At 61.3% G+C, this 18,412-nt stretch carries 15 protein-coding genes; 12 read left to right on the top strand and 3 right to left on the bottom strand.

The annotated features are described in order from the left end of the window. The first annotated feature begins 132 nt into the window (after positions 1 to 132). Complete coding sequence (gabT, locus tag Q7F16_RS29810) at positions 133 to 1,410, top strand: 4-aminobutyrate--2-oxoglutarate transaminase (RefSeq protein WP_046065590.1); 1,278 nt, start codon at positions 133 to 135, stop codon at positions 1,408 to 1,410. A gap of 138 nt (positions 1,411 to 1,548) precedes the next feature. Beyond that, entirely contained in the window at positions 1,549 to 2,760 is a 1,212-nt protein-coding gene (locus tag Q7F16_RS29805; protein WP_046065591.1) for an HDOD domain-containing protein, read from the top strand. Between the two features lie 149 nt (positions 2,761 to 2,909). Here Q7F16_RS29805 and Q7F16_RS29800 read toward each other — a convergent pair whose 3' ends face one another. Then, positions 2,910 to 3,899 (bottom strand): GGDEF domain-containing protein, encoded by a 990-nt coding sequence (locus tag Q7F16_RS29800; RefSeq protein ID WP_046065592.1) that lies wholly within the window; start codon positions 3,897 to 3,899, stop codon positions 2,910 to 2,912. Positions 3,900 to 4,222: 323 nt separating this feature from the next. Further along, positions 4,223 to 5,407, bottom strand: coding sequence for a delta-9 fatty acid desaturase DesA (gene desA, locus Q7F16_RS29795; protein WP_409557301.1), 1,185 nt, complete (start codon positions 5,405 to 5,407; stop codon positions 4,223 to 4,225). A gap of 146 nt (positions 5,408 to 5,553) precedes the next feature. Between desA and dibA the strand changes: the two genes are divergently transcribed. From dibA to Q7F16_RS29750, 9 genes are all read left to right on the top strand, one after another. Next, complete coding sequence (dibA, locus tag Q7F16_RS29790) at positions 5,554 to 7,461, top strand: phosphodiesterase DibA (RefSeq protein WP_409557300.1); 1,908 nt, start codon at positions 5,554 to 5,556, stop codon at positions 7,459 to 7,461. Positions 7,462 to 8,470: 1,009 nt separating this feature from the next. Then, positions 8,471 to 8,653, top strand: coding sequence for a sulfur starvation response protein OscA (gene oscA, locus Q7F16_RS29785; protein WP_003186967.1), 183 nt, complete (start codon positions 8,471 to 8,473; stop codon positions 8,651 to 8,653). A gap of 26 nt (positions 8,654 to 8,679) precedes the next feature. Then, positions 8,680 to 9,693 (top strand): sulfate ABC transporter substrate-binding protein, encoded by a 1,014-nt coding sequence (locus Q7F16_RS29780; protein WP_079301446.1) that lies wholly within the window; start codon positions 8,680 to 8,682, stop codon positions 9,691 to 9,693. A gap of 229 nt (positions 9,694 to 9,922) precedes the next feature. Then, positions 9,923 to 10,741 (top strand): sulfate ABC transporter permease subunit CysT, encoded by an 819-nt coding sequence (gene cysT / locus Q7F16_RS29775; RefSeq protein WP_013692011.1) that lies wholly within the window; start codon positions 9,923 to 9,925, stop codon positions 10,739 to 10,741. Between the two features lie 12 nt (positions 10,742 to 10,753). Continuing rightward, positions 10,754 to 11,623, top strand: a complete 870-nt coding sequence (gene cysW / locus Q7F16_RS29770) for a sulfate ABC transporter permease subunit CysW (protein ID WP_003196505.1) — start codon at positions 10,754 to 10,756, stop codon at positions 11,621 to 11,623. A 3-nt stretch (positions 11,624 to 11,626) separates the two neighbouring features. Next, positions 11,627 to 12,616 carry a sulfate/molybdate ABC transporter ATP-binding protein gene (locus Q7F16_RS29765; RefSeq protein ID WP_046065596.1) on the top strand — a complete coding sequence of 330 codons (990 nt, stop codon included), beginning with the start codon at positions 11,627 to 11,629 and terminating at the stop codon, positions 12,614 to 12,616. A 280-nt stretch (positions 12,617 to 12,896) separates the two neighbouring features. Then, positions 12,897 to 14,258 carry a cytochrome C gene (locus Q7F16_RS29760; protein WP_409557299.1) on the top strand — a complete coding sequence of 454 codons (1,362 nt, stop codon included), beginning with the start codon at positions 12,897 to 12,899 and terminating at the stop codon, positions 14,256 to 14,258. Beyond that, a complete protein-coding gene (locus tag Q7F16_RS29755) occupies positions 14,255 to 14,767 on the top strand; it encodes a hypothetical protein (protein ID WP_046065597.1) in 513 nt (170 codons plus the stop codon). The genes Q7F16_RS29760 and Q7F16_RS29755 overlap by 4 nt, the downstream gene beginning before the upstream one ends. Next, on the top strand, positions 14,764 to 16,941 hold the full coding sequence (locus Q7F16_RS29750) for a GMC family oxidoreductase (protein WP_409557298.1): 2,178 nt from the start codon (positions 14,764 to 14,766) through the stop codon (positions 16,939 to 16,941). The genes Q7F16_RS29755 and Q7F16_RS29750 overlap by 4 nt, the downstream gene beginning before the upstream one ends. 172 nt (positions 16,942 to 17,113) lie before the next feature. Here Q7F16_RS29750 and Q7F16_RS29745 read toward each other — a convergent pair whose 3' ends face one another. Continuing rightward, positions 17,114 to 17,638 carry an Mpo1 family 2-hydroxy fatty acid dioxygenase gene (locus Q7F16_RS29745; protein ID WP_409557297.1) on the bottom strand — a complete coding sequence of 175 codons (525 nt, stop codon included), beginning with the start codon at positions 17,636 to 17,638 and terminating at the stop codon, positions 17,114 to 17,116. Positions 17,639 to 17,725: 87 nt separating this feature from the next. On the opposite strand from Q7F16_RS29745, the gene Q7F16_RS29740 reads away from it, so the two are divergent. After that, positions 17,726 to 18,412, top strand: coding sequence for a Crp/Fnr family transcriptional regulator (locus tag Q7F16_RS29740; protein WP_409557296.1), 687 nt, complete (start codon positions 17,726 to 17,728; stop codon positions 18,410 to 18,412).

Raw genomic sequence — 18,412 nt, 5'->3', positions numbered from 1 at the left:
TGCGCGTTTCACCCGTTCTGTTTCTTGTGGCCGGAACGCTGCGGCAGTCGATCATCGCATGCTGTCGCAGTTGCCTCCCCGCCATGTATTCCTTGAGCCACGCCGACCGATGAGCGGCGAATGAGGACTGTAATGAGCAAGACTAACGCTGACTTGATGGCCCGCCGTACCGCCGCTGTTCCACGCGGTGTTGGCCAGATTCACCCGATCTTTGCCGAATCGGCGAAGAACGCCACGGTAACCGACGTTGAAGGTCGTGAATTCATCGACTTCGCCGGCGGCATCGCGGTGCTGAACACCGGTCACGTGCACCCGAAAATCATCGCCGCCGTGACCGCACAGTTGAACAAGCTGACCCACACCTGCTTCCAGGTCCTGGCCTACGAGCCGTACGTGGAACTGTGCGAAAAAATCAACGCCAAGGTGCCGGGTGATTTCGCCAAGAAAACCCTGCTGGTGACCACCGGTTCGGAAGCGGTGGAAAACGCCGTGAAAATCGCCCGCGCCGCCACGGGCCGTGCCGGTGTGATCGCGTTCACCGGCGCCTATCACGGTCGTACCATGATGACCTTGGGCCTGACCGGTAAAGTCGTGCCGTACTCGGCCGGCATGGGCTTGATGCCCGGCGGCATCTTCCGCGCGCTGTACCCGAACGAACTGCACGGCGTGAGCATCGACGACTCCATCGCCAGCATCGAGCGTATCTTCAAGAACGACGCCGAGCCGCGTGACATCGCGGCAATCATCATCGAGCCGGTGCAGGGCGAGGGTGGTTTCTACGTAGCGCCGAAGGAATTCATGAAGCGCCTGCGCGCTTTGTGCGACCAGCACGGCATCCTGCTGATCGCTGACGAAGTGCAGACCGGCGCCGGCCGTACCGGCACTTTCTTCGCCATGGAACAGATGGGCGTTGCCGCCGACCTGACCACCTTCGCCAAGTCCATCGCTGGCGGCTTCCCGTTGGCCGGTGTGTGCGGCAAGGCCGAGTATATGGATGCCATCGCACCGGGTGGCCTGGGTGGCACCTACGCCGGTAGCCCGATCGCCTGTGCGGCGGCGCTGGCGGTGATGGAAGTGTTCGAAGAAGAACACCTGTTGGACCGCTGCAAGGCTGTGGGCGAGCGTCTGGTGACCGGCCTGAAGGCGATCCAGAAGAAGTACCCGGTCATCGGTGAAGTGCGTGCCCTGGGCGCGATGATCGCCGTGGAGCTGTTCGAAAACGGCGACACCCACAAGCCGAATGCGGCAGCGGTAGCCCAAGTCGTGGCCAAGGCGCGCGACAAGGGTCTGATCCTGCTGTCCTGCGGCACCTATGGCAACGTTCTGCGGGTGCTGGTGCCGCTGACCGCGCCGGACGAGCAACTGGACAAAGGCCTGGCGATCCTCGAAGAGTGCTTCTCCGAACTCTGAGTCCTGGTTGTGCGCTGATCCACAAAAACCCGCCTTCTGGCGGGTTTTTTCATAATCGGCGAAGCTGCCTGTGGATTTTGAGCTGTCTGGAACGGCCACCAACGTCTAAGGTGCAAGTATGGCAAGGGAGCATGCTGCATGACTGCTGTGGATTTACCCGCTGTACCCCGTGTGTTGATCGCCGAGGCCGATCCGGCGTCCCGCGAGCTGCTTGAGCAGGTGTTGGCGGGTGTGCGCTGCGATGCTCGGGTGGACACCTGTGGCGACGGCAAGCAGGCTTTGGATTTGCTGGCGAAACATCCCTACGACCTGGTAATCGCCGATTGGGAGCTGCCGGGGGTTGATGGCCTGGCGATTCTGCGTGGCCTTCGCCAGCAGCATCGCACGCCGCCGTTGCCGTTCATCCTGATGAGCCGGCGCAACGACAGCGCCAGCGTGCGTGAGGTCTTGCCGCTGGCACCGACCGCGTATCTGACCAAGCCCTTGAACCGGGAAAACCTGACCCAGCGTTTGCAGGGGTTGTTGGTGGGCGGTGAAGAAACCTCCAACGATGCGCCGGTTCCGGGGCCGGGGTTGACCCTGATAACTTTTCTGGAGCGTCGGCGTGATCTGTCCGAAGGCGCGCCGCTGATGACCGATGTGCAGGTGGCGGTCAAGCGCTGTCTCAACCCCACAGGCCTGGATCTGAAACTGCTGGAAGAAGAGATCCGCACCGACCCGCAAATCGCTGGGGTACTGATTGCGGCGGCCAACAGCGCTGCCCAGCATCAGGGCGGCGGCCCGGTGCAGACCGTGGCCCAGGCGCTGCACCAGCTCGGCACCGGGCAAAGCATGAACCTGATCCTCGGCCTGACCCTCAAGCGCTGCGCCCGGCTCACCGTTCCCTGTCTGGCGGACTATGCCAAGCGCTACTGGGAATTATCGCTGCACACCGCCGAGTACGCCCGGATCCTGGCGCGGCTGCTGGATCTGGAACCGGAGCGTTGTTACTGCGCGGGGCTGTTGCATCGCCTGGGCGATCTGGCGCTGCTGCGTTGCCTGGAAGAATGGACGCAGGCGGGTGGCGAATTGGATGAGTTGGAGGAAGTCGGGAACGCCCTCGATCAATACGGCGCCGGCTTCGGCTCGGCGCTGCGCACTCGCTGGCGCCTGCCGCTGGAGTTGCGTGAATTGATCGCGGCGGCCTATAGCCTGGGTGGTGGGGTGTATTCCCGCGAGGCGCTGGTGATGAACATGGCGGCGCAGATGGCGCACCTGCCCGCCCATGAAGGCCTTGAAGAACTCGCTCGTAGCCGTACGGCGCGGTTGCTGAAGATCGGCTTGCCGGAGTTGACGCGGTTGCGCCGTTAGTAGCACCAGCACCTAACCCCTGTGGGAGCGGGCTTTGTGGGAGCAAAGCTTGCTCGCGATGCAGGCAACTCGGGTTCAAGTGGACACCGAGGCGCTGCTATCGCGGGCAAGCCTTGCTCCCACAGTTGATCAGTGGCGGGACAACTCAATCAAGCCGCGATGATACGGTTCTTACCCTTGCGCTTGGCTTCGTACATGGCTGCGTCGGCGCGGGCGAACAGGCTGTCGAGGGACTGGTCTTCGGGGGTAATGCCGGTCAGGCCCTGGCTGACGGTAATGCCGAAATTCTGTTCACCGCAGCGGAACATCAGGCGCTGGATTTCCCGTTGCAACCGCTCGGCCACTTGCAGCGCCATGTCCGGGGGGCAGCCGGGGAACACCGCGGCGAACTCTTCGCCGCCGATCCGCCCGAACAGGTCACCGCGCCGGAGCACGGACCGCCCGCTTTCGGCGATTCTCTGCAACACGGTATCGCCTTCCTGATGGCCGTAGGTGTCGTTGATCACCTTGAAGTCATCGATGTCCAGCAACAGGAACGCCATGGGCATGCCTTGTAGCCGTGCCTGCTCGAACTCACGGTGGGCACATTCGAAAAAATGTCGGCGATTGCTGCTTTGGGTCAGCACGTCGGTGGTCGCCAGGCGCTGCAGTTCGCTTTCCAGCAGCTTCTTTTCGGTGATGTCTTCGGCAATGCCCACCACAATCACCGGTTGCCCTGGCTCGGCCTTGCGGTTGATGAAGCATTTGTCGCTCAGCCAGCGGACCTGGCCGTCGCCGGCGATGATGCGGTATTCGCGGTCTTCGACGGCACCCTTGACCAATACTTCGGCCAGGCTGCGTTCGGCGTACTCCAGATCGTCGGGGTAGATTGCGTCGCGCCATTCGTTGAAGTCAGCCAGGACCAGGCCAGCGGGGCGGCCGAAGATCCGCTCGTAGGCGGGGCTGACATACAGCACTTGGCGGGTTTCCCAGTTGAACGCCCACAGCACGGCATTGACGCTGACCAGCAACGAGCTGAACAACTGCTCACGCTCGCTCAGGCGCGCCACTTCACCCTGGGCATGCATCAGCGCCATGAGCGTCTGGGCTGCCTCGGGCCAATGAGGTAGAGAGTAATCCTGTAGGTTCTTGTCGACCATCGGCACAAATCTCAAAGAGCATGCACTGCTGTTGGTTCGCACGCGCTTTCTCCAAAACCCGCCTGGATGGCGAAGTGCTCTTTGAGATAGGGGATTTGGGGCGAAGTTCCTTTTCAGGCGACGAAGGGCGGGGGATTTAGCGAGTTGAATTATGGGGGCTGAACCTGTGGCGAGGGGATTTATCCCCGCTGGGCTGCGAAGCAGCCCTGAAACCTGATGGCGCGGTGTGTCAGGATCACTTGAATCGACTGTATTGGGGCTGCTGCGCAGCCCAGCGGGGATAAATCCCCTCGCCACAGGAGCCCTTCACCACAGTGATCTTGTCAGGCCTTGGCAGGCCGTAGCGAGTAGGTCTTGAGCTGGTCGGCAAACTCGCGCAAGGACTGGATGCCGCTGGCCTCGGCTTCGCTGACCCATTCCTTGATGGCGGCGAGCATGTCGTGGCCGTTGCTGCTGGTCTTGACCCAGATCTGCTGCAAGGCCAGGCGTTTCTCGTAGATCACCTTCAGCGCCTGGCTGTGTTCGAGCATGTTCTGGATGCGCACATGGTGACGGTCATCCAGCAGGCTGGTTTCCCGCGACAGCAGGCGTTTGGCCCGGTGGAACTGGTGACGCACCGAGTGATCGACCTTCTCCAGTTCCTGCTTGACCAGCGGTGCGATGACCAGCCGGCGGTACTGCGCCATGATCTGGAAACGGTTGTTGAGAATCGCCATGGCCGTGTCCATGTCCAGGTGGCCCTTGCCTTCGACCCGGTGGGCGATCGGCGCAACCCGCTGGACCTTGGCCAGGCGCAGGAAACTGAACACCCGGATCCAGGCCCAGCCCAGGTCGAATTCCCATTTGCGGACCGACAGTTTGGCCGAGTTGGGGTAGGTGTGGTGGTTGTTGTGCAGTTCTTCGCCGCCGATCAGGATGCCCCAGGGCAACAGGTTGGTCGCCGCGTCGCGGCATTCGAAGTTGCGGTAGCCCACGGCATGGCCCAGGCCATTGACCACGCCGGCGGCCCACACGGGAATCCACATCATCTGGATGGCCCAGATAGTGATGCCGATGGTGCCGAACAACAGCAGGTCGATGATGCCCATGATCGCCACACCCAGCAGCGGGAAGCGGCTGTAGAGGTTGCGCTCGATCCAATCGTCGGGGCAGTTCTTGCCGTAGATGCGCAGGGTTTCCGGGTTTTCCGCTTCGGCGCGATACAGCTCGGCGCCTTTGCGCAGCACGGTGGACAAGCCTTTTATGACCGGGCTGTGAGGGTCGTCGACGGTTTCGCATTTGGCGTGGTGCTTGCGGTGGATGGCGGTCCACTCGCGGGTGTTCTGTGCCGTGGTCAGCCACAGCCAGAAACGGAAGAAATGTTTGAGGCCGGCGTTGAGCTCCAGGGAGCGATGCGCCGAATAACGGTGCAGGTAGACCGTGACGGCAATGATCGTGACGTGGGTCAGCAGCAGGGTGACTGCCACCAGTGACCAGGCCGACAAGCCAAGAAAACCTTCGTACCACATAGGCTGTAGGGCCCTCGATAAAGATAGAAACTGCCGTTGCATTATCACCAGCCCTACAGATAAAACCAGTCGGCCTTTCAGATAAGAGTGGCTGGATGTTTCTTCCTCTATAATCCCCACCTCTCTGTAGGGACATGGATGGCCGAATGCCTGCCTATCAACGCAGTGCCATGCGCGTAGCGCTGCTCTACCTCGTGTTGTCAGTCGTCTGGCTGCAGCTGATTGGTTATTTATTGAGCAGTTTCTTCGATCAATTCGCTGACAGGCAACGCTGGCTGCTGATCAATGGCTATGCCTGGGTCCTGCTCAGCGCCGGGTTGATCTTCCTGGCGCGGGCGCGGATCTCGCGTTTTTTCGCCAAGGGCGAGCACGGCGCCGATCGAGAGCGCCTGCGCCAGGCGGCCGCCGTCTTCGATTGCACCCGCGAAGGGGTGTTGGTGACCGACCGCCACGGCCTGATCGTGCACGTGAACCGGGCCTTCATGGCGATCACCGGTTATGTCCGGGACGAAGTGCTGGGCCAGCGCCCCAACCTGTTCAAGTCTGGTCGCCATGGGCCGGATTTCTATCGCAACATGTTTACTTCCCTGGACAGCCAGGGCGAGTGGAGCGGCGAGATCTGGAATCGGCGTAAAAGCGGTGAGATCTACCCGCAATGGCAGACGATCCGTGTCATTCGCGACGACAACGGCCAGATCAGCCATTACGTCGCGGTGTTTTCCGACATCAGCGCCATCAAGGATTCCGAGCACGAACTGGCCTACCTGGCTCATCACGACCCGCTGACAGGCTTGCCCAACCGCCTGCTGTTTTCCGATCGCACCGAGCAGGCCCTGGCGTCGGCGCAGTTGCACAAGCGTGGCTGTGCCCTGTTGCTGCTGGACCTGGATCACTTCAAGAACATCAATGACAGCCTGGGTCACAACGTGGGCGATGAATTGCTCAAAGGCGTGGCCGAGCGGTTTCGCGGGCTTTTTGCGCCGGGCGTGACCCTGGCCCGGCTCGGGGGCGACGAATTTGCGGTGCTGGTGGAAAATTGCTCGCAGCCAGGCCAGGCTGCGGCGTTGGCCCGGCGCATCCTCGACGCGTTGAAAGAGCCCCTGCGGTTCGGTGACCACGCATTGTTCATCAATGCCAGCATCGGCATCAGCCTGTTTCCCGGCGATGCCCTGAGCGCCGGGCAACTGCTGCGCAATGCCGATTCGGCGTTGTTCAAGGCCAAGAGCGCCGGACGCGACGGCTACGCCTTGTACACCGAAGAACTCACCGCCCACGCCCAGCAGCGGGTCGAGATTGCCTTCGAACTGCGGCGCGCGCTGCAGCAACAGGAGTTGCGCGTTCACTACCAGCCGGTCCACGAACTGGCGACCAGTCGTCTGATTGGTGTCGAGGCGCTGGTGCGATGGGAGCATCCCACGCGGGGGCTGGTGTCGCCGGCCGAGTTCATTCCCATCGCTGAACGTACCGGCCTGATTGCCCAGGTCGATGCCTGGGTCATGGACCAGGCCTGCCGGCAGATGTGCCAGTGGCAGCAGGCCGGCGTGGCGCTGTCGTTTGTCGCTGTCAACGTATCGAGTCGGTTGTTTGCCCGTCGTGAGTTGTATGACCAGGTCGCCCAGGTGTTGCATGACACGGGCCTGGATCCGGGTTGCCTGGAACTGGAAGTGACGGAAAGCGCGGTAATGGAAGACCCGGAGGTGGCGCTGGAGCAGATGCATCGCCTGCGGGAGCTGGGCGTGCGCCTGGCCATCGACGATTTTGGCACGGGCTATTCGTCGTTGCTGCGGCTCAAGCGTTTGCCGGTGCAGAAGCTGAAGATTGATCAGGGTTTTGTCGCGGGGTTGCCGTGGGATGAGGATGACGCGGCGATCGTCCGGGTGATCATCGCGCTGGCCCACAGCATGGGCATGCAGGTTCACGCCGAGGGCATCGAGCAGCGTGAGCAGGCGGCATTTTTGCTTGGCCAGGCGTGTGAGTTGGGGCAGGGTTACTGGTTTGGCCGGCCCGTGGCGGCGGCGCAGTTGGATTGGGGGCGGGCGCCGGTTATTGCTTGATCGTCAGGGGTATTGATGTTGGTCGAGTGTATATCCGTTGCTGCGGTAACGGCGGCTTAGGGTTCCGCCCTTACGGCGGGTCACTTTTTTCAGACGGACGCCAAAAAAGTAACCAAAAAGGCTTTGCCCCACCACTCGGCACCTCGCTTAGGCTCGGTGTGCCCTCACTCGGCCAGCGTGGTTAACGGGGCGCCGAGATCAACGTCCACCACAAGGCGGCCTAGTAGCCGACCTGGTTCTCCCGGTCGTACACCCCTCAGATCTGTTTGAGCAGGACCTGTGGGAGCAAAGCTTGCTCGCGAGGCGGCCTGACAGCCGACCTATCTCTCCAGCCGTATCCCAATCCAACTGTGGGAGCGAGCCTGCTCGCGAAGGCGTCTGTTCAGTTGGCATTGATAGGGACTGATGCACCGCTATCGCAAGCTCGCTCCCACAGTTGTTTTGAGTTGACTGTGATATCCGCGACAACCCAATTCCCCCTGTGGGAGCGAGCTTGCTCGCGATGGCGCCGGTTCAGCTTGCATCAAAGCACTCCGAAGTTTTCAGGAGCCAACACCGCTTCGCTTGCACAGTCGAGAGAGGTGGCAGCTATGCATAGGTGTGCAAGACCGGTCGGAGTACCCGGCAGACCCGAAGGTCTCCCATACACAGCTGCCATAACGGTTCGCGAGCATAAAAAATGCTCGATGAATAGCCATCGACAATTGTGTCCTCCGCCGGACTTGCACGTCCGTGTCACCGTTTTTTGCGATGACGAACCCAGGTTAGCGGTGCAAAACCAGGGTGCCTAGTTCACGAACAGCCCTACGTCTTGAAGGAAATATCCGAGGGGTTGGCAGGGAAAAGCCCCCAGTCACCCCTGCCGTAGGACATCGGCTACTTTCTGTAATTTTGGTTATATAAAAATTCTTAAATAGTCTTTTTAAGAATATCTGCAGTTATCTAGTATTGCTCCCACGCCGCAAGCAGTGCCGCCCACTGCCAGGCATTCATTCAAAGGAGCAGCAGCATGAGCGCATCTCTACGTAGCGTTGACGGCCAGGACGAAGCAACCATCTTGCGCGAGATCCAGAGCGCATTGCGCGATCTGCGTTTTGGGGCGGTGGAAATCACCGTGCACAACGCCCAGGTGGTCCAGATCGAGCGCAAGGAAAAATTCCGGCTGCAGCAGCCGAGTCATAAGCCGTCTTGAAAATAAGAATTCCAGGAGCTTTCACCATGTCGTCCATTCGTCGTTATGCCCTGGCCGCGCTGGCCAGTGCTGTTTTTGCAGGTTCCGCCGTCGCCAAGGATTACGAGTTGCTCAACGTGTCCTACGACCCGACGCGTGAGCTTTACCAGGATTACAACGCCGAATTCGTCAATTTCTGGAAGAAAGCGCACCCGGACGACAGCGTGAAGATCCAGCAGTCTCACGGTGGCTCGGGTAAGCAAGGTCGGGCGGTGATCGATGGTCTGCGGGCCGACGTGGTGACCCTGGCCCTGGCCGGTGACATCGATGAAATCGCCAAGCTGGGCAAGTCCCTGCCGGCGGACTGGCAAACACGCCTGCCGGAAGCCAGCACGCCCTACACGTCCACCATCGTGTTCCTGGTGCGCAAGGGCAACCCCAAGGGCATCAAGGATTGGGGCGACCTGATCAAGAACGACGTGTCGGTCATCACCCCGAACCCGAAGACTTCCGGCGGTGCGCGCTGGAACTTCCTCGCCGCCTGGGCCTATGGCCTGAAGGCCAATGGGGGTGACGAAGCCAAGGCCAAGGAATACGTGCAGGCGCTGTTCAAGCATGTGCCGATTCTCGACACTGGCGCCCGTGGCTCGACCATTACCTTCGTCAACAACGGTCAGGGCGACGTGTTGCTGGCCTGGGAAAACGAAGCCTTCCTGGCGTTGAAAGAGGACGGTGGTGCGGACAAGTTCGACATCGTCGTGCCGTCGCTGTCGATCCTCGCCGAACCACCCGTGGCGGTGGTGGACAAGAACGCCGAGAAAAAGGGCAATGCCGAGATCGCCGAGGCGTACCTCAAGCACCTGTACAGCCCGGCCGGCCAGGAGATCGCCGCGAAAAACTACTATCGCCCGCGTGACAAGGACGTGGCCGCCAAGTACGCCCGGCAATTTCCGAAGGTGGAGCTGGTGACCATCGACAAGGACTTCGGCGGCTGGAAAAGCGCCCAGCCGAAATTTTTCAACGATGGCGGCGTGTTCGACCAGATCTATCAGGCGCAGTAAGCTGGGCAGGCCATAAATGGGCCCTGACTACTGTTGCAATGGTGTTTACTCAAGGCTTGAAGAATTCTGTGTGGCGAGGGAGCTTGCTCCCGCTTGAGTGCGAAGCGCTCACAAAAATGGGGCTGCTGCGCAGCCCAGCGGGAGCAAGCTCCCTCGCCACGGATTCATTCTCCAGTGAACCGCATTGCAATGACCGTCGGGGCTTTGCTGTTCTCAACCAAGGACCTTTATGTCGCGTCGCATATCCCCCGTCATACCCGGCTTCGGGCTGACGCTGGGCTACACCCTGGTGTACCTCAGCCTGATTGTGCTCATACCCCTGGCGGCGATGTTCGTGCATGCCGCCCAACTCACCTGGGAACAGTTCTGGGCGATCATTTCGGCGCCGCGTGTGCTGGCGGCCTTGAAACTCAGTTTCGGCACCGCGCTGTACGCCGCGATCATCAACGGCGTGATCGGCACGCTGCTGGCCTGGGTGCTGGTGCGCTACACCTTCCCCGGCCGCAAGATCATCGACGCGATGATCGACCTGCCGTTCGCGTTGCCCACCGCTGTGGCCGGTATTGCCCTGACGGCGTTGTATGCGCCGACCGGCCTGGTCGGCCAGTTCGCCACTGACCTGGGCTTCAAGATCGCCTACACCCCGCTGGGCATCACCCTGGCGCTGACCTTCGTGACGCTGCCGTTCGTGGTGCGTACGGTGCAGCCGGTGCTCGCCGATATTCCCCGTGAAGTCGAAGAGGCCGCCGCCTGCCTCGGCGCCAAACCATGGCAGGTGTTCCGCCACATCCTCGTGCCGGCGTTGTTGCCGGCCTGGTTGACCGGCTTCGCCCTGGCCTTTGCCCGTGGCGTGGGCGAGTACGGTTCGGTGATTTTCATCGCCGGCAACATGCCGATGAAAACCGAGATCCTGCCGCTGCTGATCATGGTCAAGCTCGACCAATACGACTACACCGGCGCCACCTCCATCGGCGTGCTGATGCTGGTGGTTTCCTTCGTCCTGTTGCTGCTGATCAACCTGTTGCAGCGGCGCATCGAAACCCCATAAGGAGGCGCGAACATGTCCCAATCGTCTATTTCCGCAGCCTCCACCAACGCCGCTCGCCGCGGCAGTGCGACGTCGCGGCGCGTGCTGATCGGCCTTGGCTGGCTGATTTTCGCGCTGTTTCTGCTGTTGCCGCTGTTCATCGTGGTGTCCCAGGGCCTGAAGCTCGGGCTGGGGGCATTTTTCACGGCGATCTTCGAACCCGACGCACTGTCGGCGTTGAAACTCACGGTGGTTGCGGTGCTGATCTCGGTGCCGCTGAACCTGGTGTTCGGCGTCAGTGCCGCGTGGTGCGTTAGCAAATATTCATTCCGTGGCAAGAGCATGCTGGTGACGCTGATCGACCTGCCGTTCTCGGTGTCGCCGGTGATCGCGGGCCTGGTCTACGTGCTGATGTTCGGCGCCCAGGGCCTGTTCGGGCCGTGGCTGTCGGATCACGACATCCAGATCGTGTTTGCGCTGCCGGGCATCGTCCTGGCGACCATCTTCGTCACCGTACCGTTCGTGGCTCGTGAGCTGATCCCGCTGATGCAGGAACAAGGCACCCAGGAAGAGGAGGCCGCGCGCCTGCTGGGCGCCAATGGCTGGCAGATGTTCTGGCATGTCACTGTGCCGAACATCAAGTGGGGCCTGATCTATGGCGTGGTGCTGTGTACCGCCCGGGCCATGGGCGAGTTCGGCGCGGTGTCGGTGGTGTCCGGGCACATTCGCGGGGTGACCAACACCCTGCCGCTGCACGTCGAGATCCTCTACAACGAATACAACCACGTGGCCGCGTTCGCTGTGGCGAGCCTGTTGCTGATCCTGGCGCTCTTCATCCTGCTGCTCAAGCAGTGGAGCGAAAACCGAATCAACCGCCTGCGCGCCAGCGCCGCGGAGGAATAAGTCATGTCGATCGAAGTCCGTAACGTCAGCAAGAATTTCCACGCCTTCAAGGCCCTGGACGAGATCAGCCTGGATATCCAGAGCGGCGAGCTGGTGGCGCTGCTGGGTCCGTCGGGCTGCGGCAAGACCACTCTGCTGCGGATCATCGCCGGCCTCGAGACCCCGGACCAAGGCAGCATCGTGTTCCACGGCGAGGACGTGTCCGGCCACGACGTGCGTGATCGCAACGTCGGTTTCGTGTTCCAGCACTACGCCTTGTTCCGCCACATGACGGTGTTCGACAACGTGGCCTTCGGCTTGCGCATGAAGCCCAAGCCCCAGCGTCCGAACGAAAGCCAGATCGCGACCAAGGTCCATGAGCTGTTGAACATGGTGCAACTGGACTGGCTCGCCGACCGCTACCCGGAGCAGTTGTCCGGCGGCCAGCGCCAGCGTATCGCCCTGGCCCGCGCCTTGGCGGTGGAGCCCAAGGTGCTGCTGCTGGATGAGCCGTTCGGTGCCCTCGACGCCAAGGTCCGCAAGGAACTGCGCCGCTGGCTGGCGCGGCTGCACGAGGACATCAACCTGACCTCGGTGTTCGTGACTCACGACCAGGAAGAGGCCATGGAAGTCGCCGACCGGATCGTGGTGATGAACAAAGGCGTGATCGAGCAGATCGGCTCGCCCGGCGACGTCTACGAAAACCCGGCCAGCGACTTTGTGTACCACTTCCTCGGCGACTCGAACCGCCTGCACTTGGGTGAGGACCGGCATGTGCTGTTTCGCCCTCACGAAGTTTCGCTGTCGCGCTCGGAGCTGGAAGACCACCACGCCGCCGAAGTGCGTGACATCCGTCCGCTCGGCGCCACCACTCGGGTGACCCTGAAGGTAGAAGGCCAGAGCGAGCTGATCGAAGCGGAAGTGGTGAAGGACCATGACAGCCTGGTGGGCCTGGCGAAGGGCGAGACGCTGTTCTTCAAGCCGAAGGTCTGGCAGAAAGTCGCCAACCTCTAAAAGCAAAAGCATCGTCGGAACGCCGCCCGGAGCAAGCTCGCTCCCACAGGGGATTTGTGTGTGACGCAGATCCATTGTGGGAGCGAGCTTGCTCGCGATGGCGTCCTCACTGGCCCCTGATCAGAATCTGAATAACCCCGTCCACCCTTGTTTCGATTGGTTCTACGCCAACGCCTTTTCCCCGCCAAAACCCTACCTAGACTCTGACTTGCCAGGAGGCAGTAAGAGTCCAATGACGGACCGGTGTTATCTCCTGGCGCCTGATGCCAAGGAGATGAGTATGAGAACGGAAGTCAGTCGGCATGGCCCGCTTGGCTGTGCATTGTTAGGCGTCTTGCTGGCTCCGGCCGCCAGCGCCGCCCCTTCGTTGTCCCCCCAGATACCCTTCGATGTCACGGTGACCAACCCCGTTTCGCTGGTCAGCCTGCAAGCCAATTTCGATGAGCTGTCGTGGCAGACCTTCATTGCCCTGAACTGGCCAGCGCTGGATAACGGCGATCCCAATACCGGCAGCCCCATCGGCAAGCAGGATGGCGCCACGGTGTGGGAAAGCTGGAAAGAGAGCTACCAGATTTTCCGCGCCAAGGGCCAGGCCCCGTTGCCCTGGAATGCCCAGGCGACCCTGCCCGAAGCGTGCAAGTCGCTTAAACCCGGTCGCCTGTTGCAGCAAATGGGCAAGGTGCCCGATGTGCTGGATGAATTTATCCAGCCCTTCGAGAGCGGCCCGCTGGTGGACCAGAACGGCACCTACACGCGCAACGAAATCGTGGTCAACCAATCGATGTTCAACGGCATCGTTGACAACGGCCTGTACAGCATCGAAGGCCAGCAGAAGTTCTTCGCCGCCAATGCGAACAACACCGTGGCCTTCAGCTGCGGTTCCACCGAGACCAAACAGGTCGGCGCGGTGATGGTGAAGGCGTCGTGGAAAGTGCTGGGCCCCAACGACAATCGCCAGGACTTTCACACCGTCGATGCGCTGGTCTACACCCCGGGGAACGACGACCCGAGCCATGGGCCGATTGTCGCGGAGTCGTGCTTGTCCGAGCCAGTCGGGTTGGTGGGATTGCACATGGTCCATAAGACAACCAGCGCCGCGCAATGGGTCTGGTCAACCTTTGAGCATGTGAAAAACGTGCCGGAAAAAACCACGCCCGTTGCCCAGCGGACGGGGCCTTATCTGTTCTACAACGCGGCCAGCAAAAGCGACATAAACCAGCCGCCGCCACGGCCATGGAACCCGGCGGTCAAGGCGACGCCCTCGCAGATCGTGCGCGACGTGCCGCTCACCGAGGCCACCAAAAAACTGAACGCTACGTATCAAGGCCTGTTGCGTACGGTGAACCCGCAGAGCGTCTGGGCGAACTATCAACTGATCAGTACCCAGTGGCCATCAGACCCGCCCAAGAACTGCCAGATATCGGCCGCCAACCCCCTGGGCAGTCCTGCGCCCTCGTTCCTGGCCAACGCCACGCTGGAGACCTACATCCAGGGCACCGTGCCCCAGGCGTCTTCCAGTTGCATGGCTTGCCACGGCAATGCGGCCACCCATGTCACCGAGTCGCCGCGTACCAGCTTCGCGGATTTCACCTATTTGCTCGAACGCGCACAGTCCACCAGTGGACAAGGAGCCAAGCAATGAGCAGCAATCTGGATAATTTCGTAGGCCTGTCTTCGGCCCTTATTGGCATCTCGACGGATCGTTTGGCACCGCAGATCGACCCGGTCGGTTTGCCGCCGATCTTTCTCGATTACGTCACTGCGCGAGTTCCTTCCGATGTGCTCAACGCGCTCTTGACTCAATACACCACCCTGGTGGCTGAGCACTTCCCGCCCGACCAGATCGCCCAGCAGATACTGAAATTCAACATGCAACCGACGATTCCACATACGGTACTCGCCGCGCGCTCGATCATGAAACTGTGGTTGTTGGGCGTCTGGTATCAACCGTTCGATATGGCGCCTTTCAAGAAAGATGATTCGGCGGTGGTGTCCGATCAGGCCTACATCCACAGCTGGGCCTGGAAAATCGCCCAGGCTCACCCGATGGGCTACAGCGAATCGTTTTTTGGGTATTGGAACAGCGCGCCCTCCAGCCTTGAAGATTTGACCGGCGTATCCGCTAACGGACAGCAAGGAGCGTTGTCATGAGTACCGAACAAGCCGAAGTGGTGATCGTTGGCGCAGGTCTGGCCGGTAGCATCATTGCCTATCAGTTGGGCATGGCCGGTATTGATGTGCTGGTACTCGAGTCGGGGCCGGAGATACCGGTCAATCGTGCCCAGTATCTGGAGCGTTTTTATACCGCGACACTGAAAACCCCTGAGTCCCCTTATCCCCCAAGCACGACACTGGACCCACATCTCAAGGGGCCGGCCGAACTGAACGCGCCACGGGCGACCATTGCCGATCTGCTCAATGGTAATTGGAACAATCCGGCGGTCAGCTACTTGGTACAAAAAGGCCCGCTGCCCTTTACGAGCACGTACGAACGGGTGGGTGGCGGCACGACATGGCATTGGGTCGGAACCTGCCTGCGCATGGTGCCGAACGATTTTCGCCTGCGGTCCAAGTATGGCGTCGGGGTGGATTGGCCGATCGGTTATGACGATCTGCAAAGCGCCTATTGCCGGGCGGAAGCGGAAATCGGCGTGTCGGCCAACGTCGCCGACCAAGCCTATCTGGGCATGACCTTTCCTGAGGGTTATGCATTCCCGATGCGCAGCATTCCGTTGTCGCTGGTCGATGGCAGCTTTGTCACGGCTGTCACGGGGAAGACGTTCGATAGCTTGCCGCTGGTGGTCAGCCCGACGCCGGCCGGGCGCAACTCTCAACCTTATGCCGGTCGCCGGGTATGCGCCGGCAATACCAACTGCACGCCGATCTGCCCAATCCAGGCCAAGTACGACGCCACCGTGACCATGAACAAAGCGTTGAACACTGGCAAGGTCCGAGTGCTTTATCGAACCGTGGCCAGCAAAGTAACCGTGGGCACTGACAGCAATATCAATGGCATCGAGTTCAAGCAGTATCAATTGGAAGATGGCCCCGTCACTGGAACCGGTGTGGCAATAGGACAACGTTATGTGATCGCCGCCCATGCGATCGAAACACCGAAGCTGCTACTGCACTCCGGCGTGGCCAACAGCAGCGGGCAAGTGGGTCGCGGCCTGGCTGACCATCCCATTTATCTGGCGTGGGGGTTGATGCCCGAGGGCAAGGCGATTTTCCCCTACCGGGGACCGCTATCGACGGCTGGCATCGAAAGCCTGCGCGACGGTGCCTTTCGCAGCGATCGTGCGGCGTGGCGTATCGAGATTGGCAACGAAGGTTGGAACTGGCCGGCCGGTGATCCCTACACCACGGTCGCCGACTTTATCGACGGGAAGAACAATGGCGGCGCCAACCCGAGCAATAAATTGCTATCCGGAACGGCGTTGGTACATAAACTCAACGACGTCTTCACCCGCCAGTTCCGGATCGGTTTCCTGGTCGAGCAGGTCGAGGACGATCCCGACCACGCCCAATGCTACATCGTGCCCTCGACCCAATACACGGACCGGCTCGGCATCCCTCGGCCGGAAATCCACTACAACCTGTCCGAGTACACCATGAAGGGTTTCCAGCAGGCGAAAGTACTGGCGACGCGCATTATCGAGGAGCTGCTCGGTGCCCAGGAGTTGACGGGCATCATCGGACCTGGATGTTTTACGTACGACAAGGTGCCCTACAGCTTCCAGGGCGCCGGCCACCTGATGGGGACTTATCGCATGGGCGATGACCCCACCAAGTCTGTGGTGGACAAGTACCAGCGCAGTTGGGACCACAAGAACCTGTTTCTGGTGGGCGATGGCGTGTTCCCCAGCACCGGCACCTCAAACCCGAGCCTGACGATTGCGGCGCTGTCGTTCCAGGCCGGGGATACGCTGGCCAATGACCTGCGGGCGGTGACGATGCAGGTCCAATCCACCATCGCCTGGCAGGGCACTGGCGTGCAGGTCAACGGGTTGGTACCGCGCCTGGTGCGCTATGTCAGTGGGCTATGGTGTGCCAGTCCGCAGGGCGGCAATGTCGATGGAAATGGCGGTTCGAGGCACATCGACTACAGCAGCTATGCCTTGCCCGGTGCCGCCGAAGGTGCCTTGATCGGTCGCGTGGGCAATGATGGCAAGCCGTTCCTGGTGGGTGATCTGGGGCAGGTTCCGGGCGACCAGCAAGGGGAACTGCAACTGTGCATCAACGATGACCTGACCGGGCAGCACGGGTCTGGCTTGAAAGATAACACCGGCGCGCTGACGATACGGGTCGAGTTTGGTGCGCTGTAAGGCTTGAGCGGTAACGGTCCAACTCCTGCGGGAGCGAACCTGTGGGAGCAAGGCTTGCCCGCGATGCAAACACCTCGGTGTAACTGATAGACCGAGGCGATGCCATCGCGGGCAAGCCTTGCTCCCACAGGTTCGCTCCAACAAGGGGGGCAGGCGGGGTATGGCGTTGTTTTCAGGCGGCCGAGCGCTGGTTGCGCAACGCCACCGGCCCGACGCGTTCTTCGATGGCCCGTTTCAGTTCGCCGCGAAGCCCCAGCAGGAAGCCCGCTTCCACCACCACGAACAGCGGCCCGACGATCAGCCCGGTGAGGTCGTCGACGAACGCCGGCTTGCGGCCTTCGTAGTAGTGGCCGACAAACTGGATCACCCAGCCCACCACGAACATCCCCAGGCCACTGCCCAGCCACACCAGGGTGCTTTGCGCGGCGAGTACCTGGCCCAGCCATAGCGCCAGGCCCAGCAGCACCGTCATCAGCGCCCCCAGGCGCAACTCCAGGCGCAGGTAGAACCAGGCACTGGCCACCGCTACCAGCAGCGCTGGCGACACGAGGACCGCGCCCACTGGCCAACCTGGGCGTGACAGCAGCACGGCGACGGCAACGAAGATCAGCGGAATCCCGATGAAATGGCTGGCGATGTTGCGCGGGTCGCGGTGATAGGCAGCGTATTGACTGAGATGGTCGACGAGGCTTTTCATTGTTGTTCCTCCTGAGGTGATGCCTGCATGATGCCCAGGTACCACAAGGCGTTCTGTCAGTTAGCCGACACTTGTCCCGGAGTTTCCATGAATTCGCATCCCTGGCACTCACACCTGATGGCCAGCCACTGGTACAGCCATCTGCCTGCTGAGTTACAGAATAGTCTGCTGGGCATGGCGCGGGTGCGCCGCCTGCCGCCGGGGCATCGGCTGTTCCAGCGCGGCGACCCACCGTGCGGGCTGTATGCCGTGCTGGAAGGCGCGGTGCGCGTCGGTGCAGTGAACGAACAGGGCAAGGAGGCATTGCTGAGCGTGGTGGAGGCGCCCCACTGGTTCGGTGAAATCTGCCTGTTCGATGGCCAGCCGCGCACTCATGATGCGGTGGTTGTCGGTCAATGTACGCTGCTGCACGTGCCCCAGGCGTCGTTGCTGGCATTGCTGCAAGACCAGCCGATCTACTGGCGGCATCTGGCATTGTTGATGAGCCACAAACTGCGCCTGACCTTCATCAACCTCGAGCACCTGAGCCTGATGCCCGCCCCGTCCCGCCTGGCCCACCGCCTGTTGATGATCGCCGAAGGCTACGGCGAAATCGAACCGCCGCGGCGGGTCCTGCAACTGCCCCAGGAACAACTGGCGCTGATGCTTGCGCTGTCACGCCAGACCACCAACCAGATCCTCAAGGACCTGCAGGCCCAAGGCATCCTGCACCTGGGTTACGGCGAGATCGAAATCCTCGACATCGAGCGGTTGCGGGCCCTGACCACCATCTGA

Source organism: Pseudomonas sp. Lb2C2 (assembly GCF_052112205.1).
Lineage (GTDB): Bacteria > Pseudomonadota > Gammaproteobacteria > Pseudomonadales > Pseudomonadaceae > Aquipseudomonas > Aquipseudomonas kilonensis.
The sequence above is the reverse complement of the archived record's forward strand: the minus strand, read 5'-3'. Positions and strand labels throughout refer to the sequence as shown.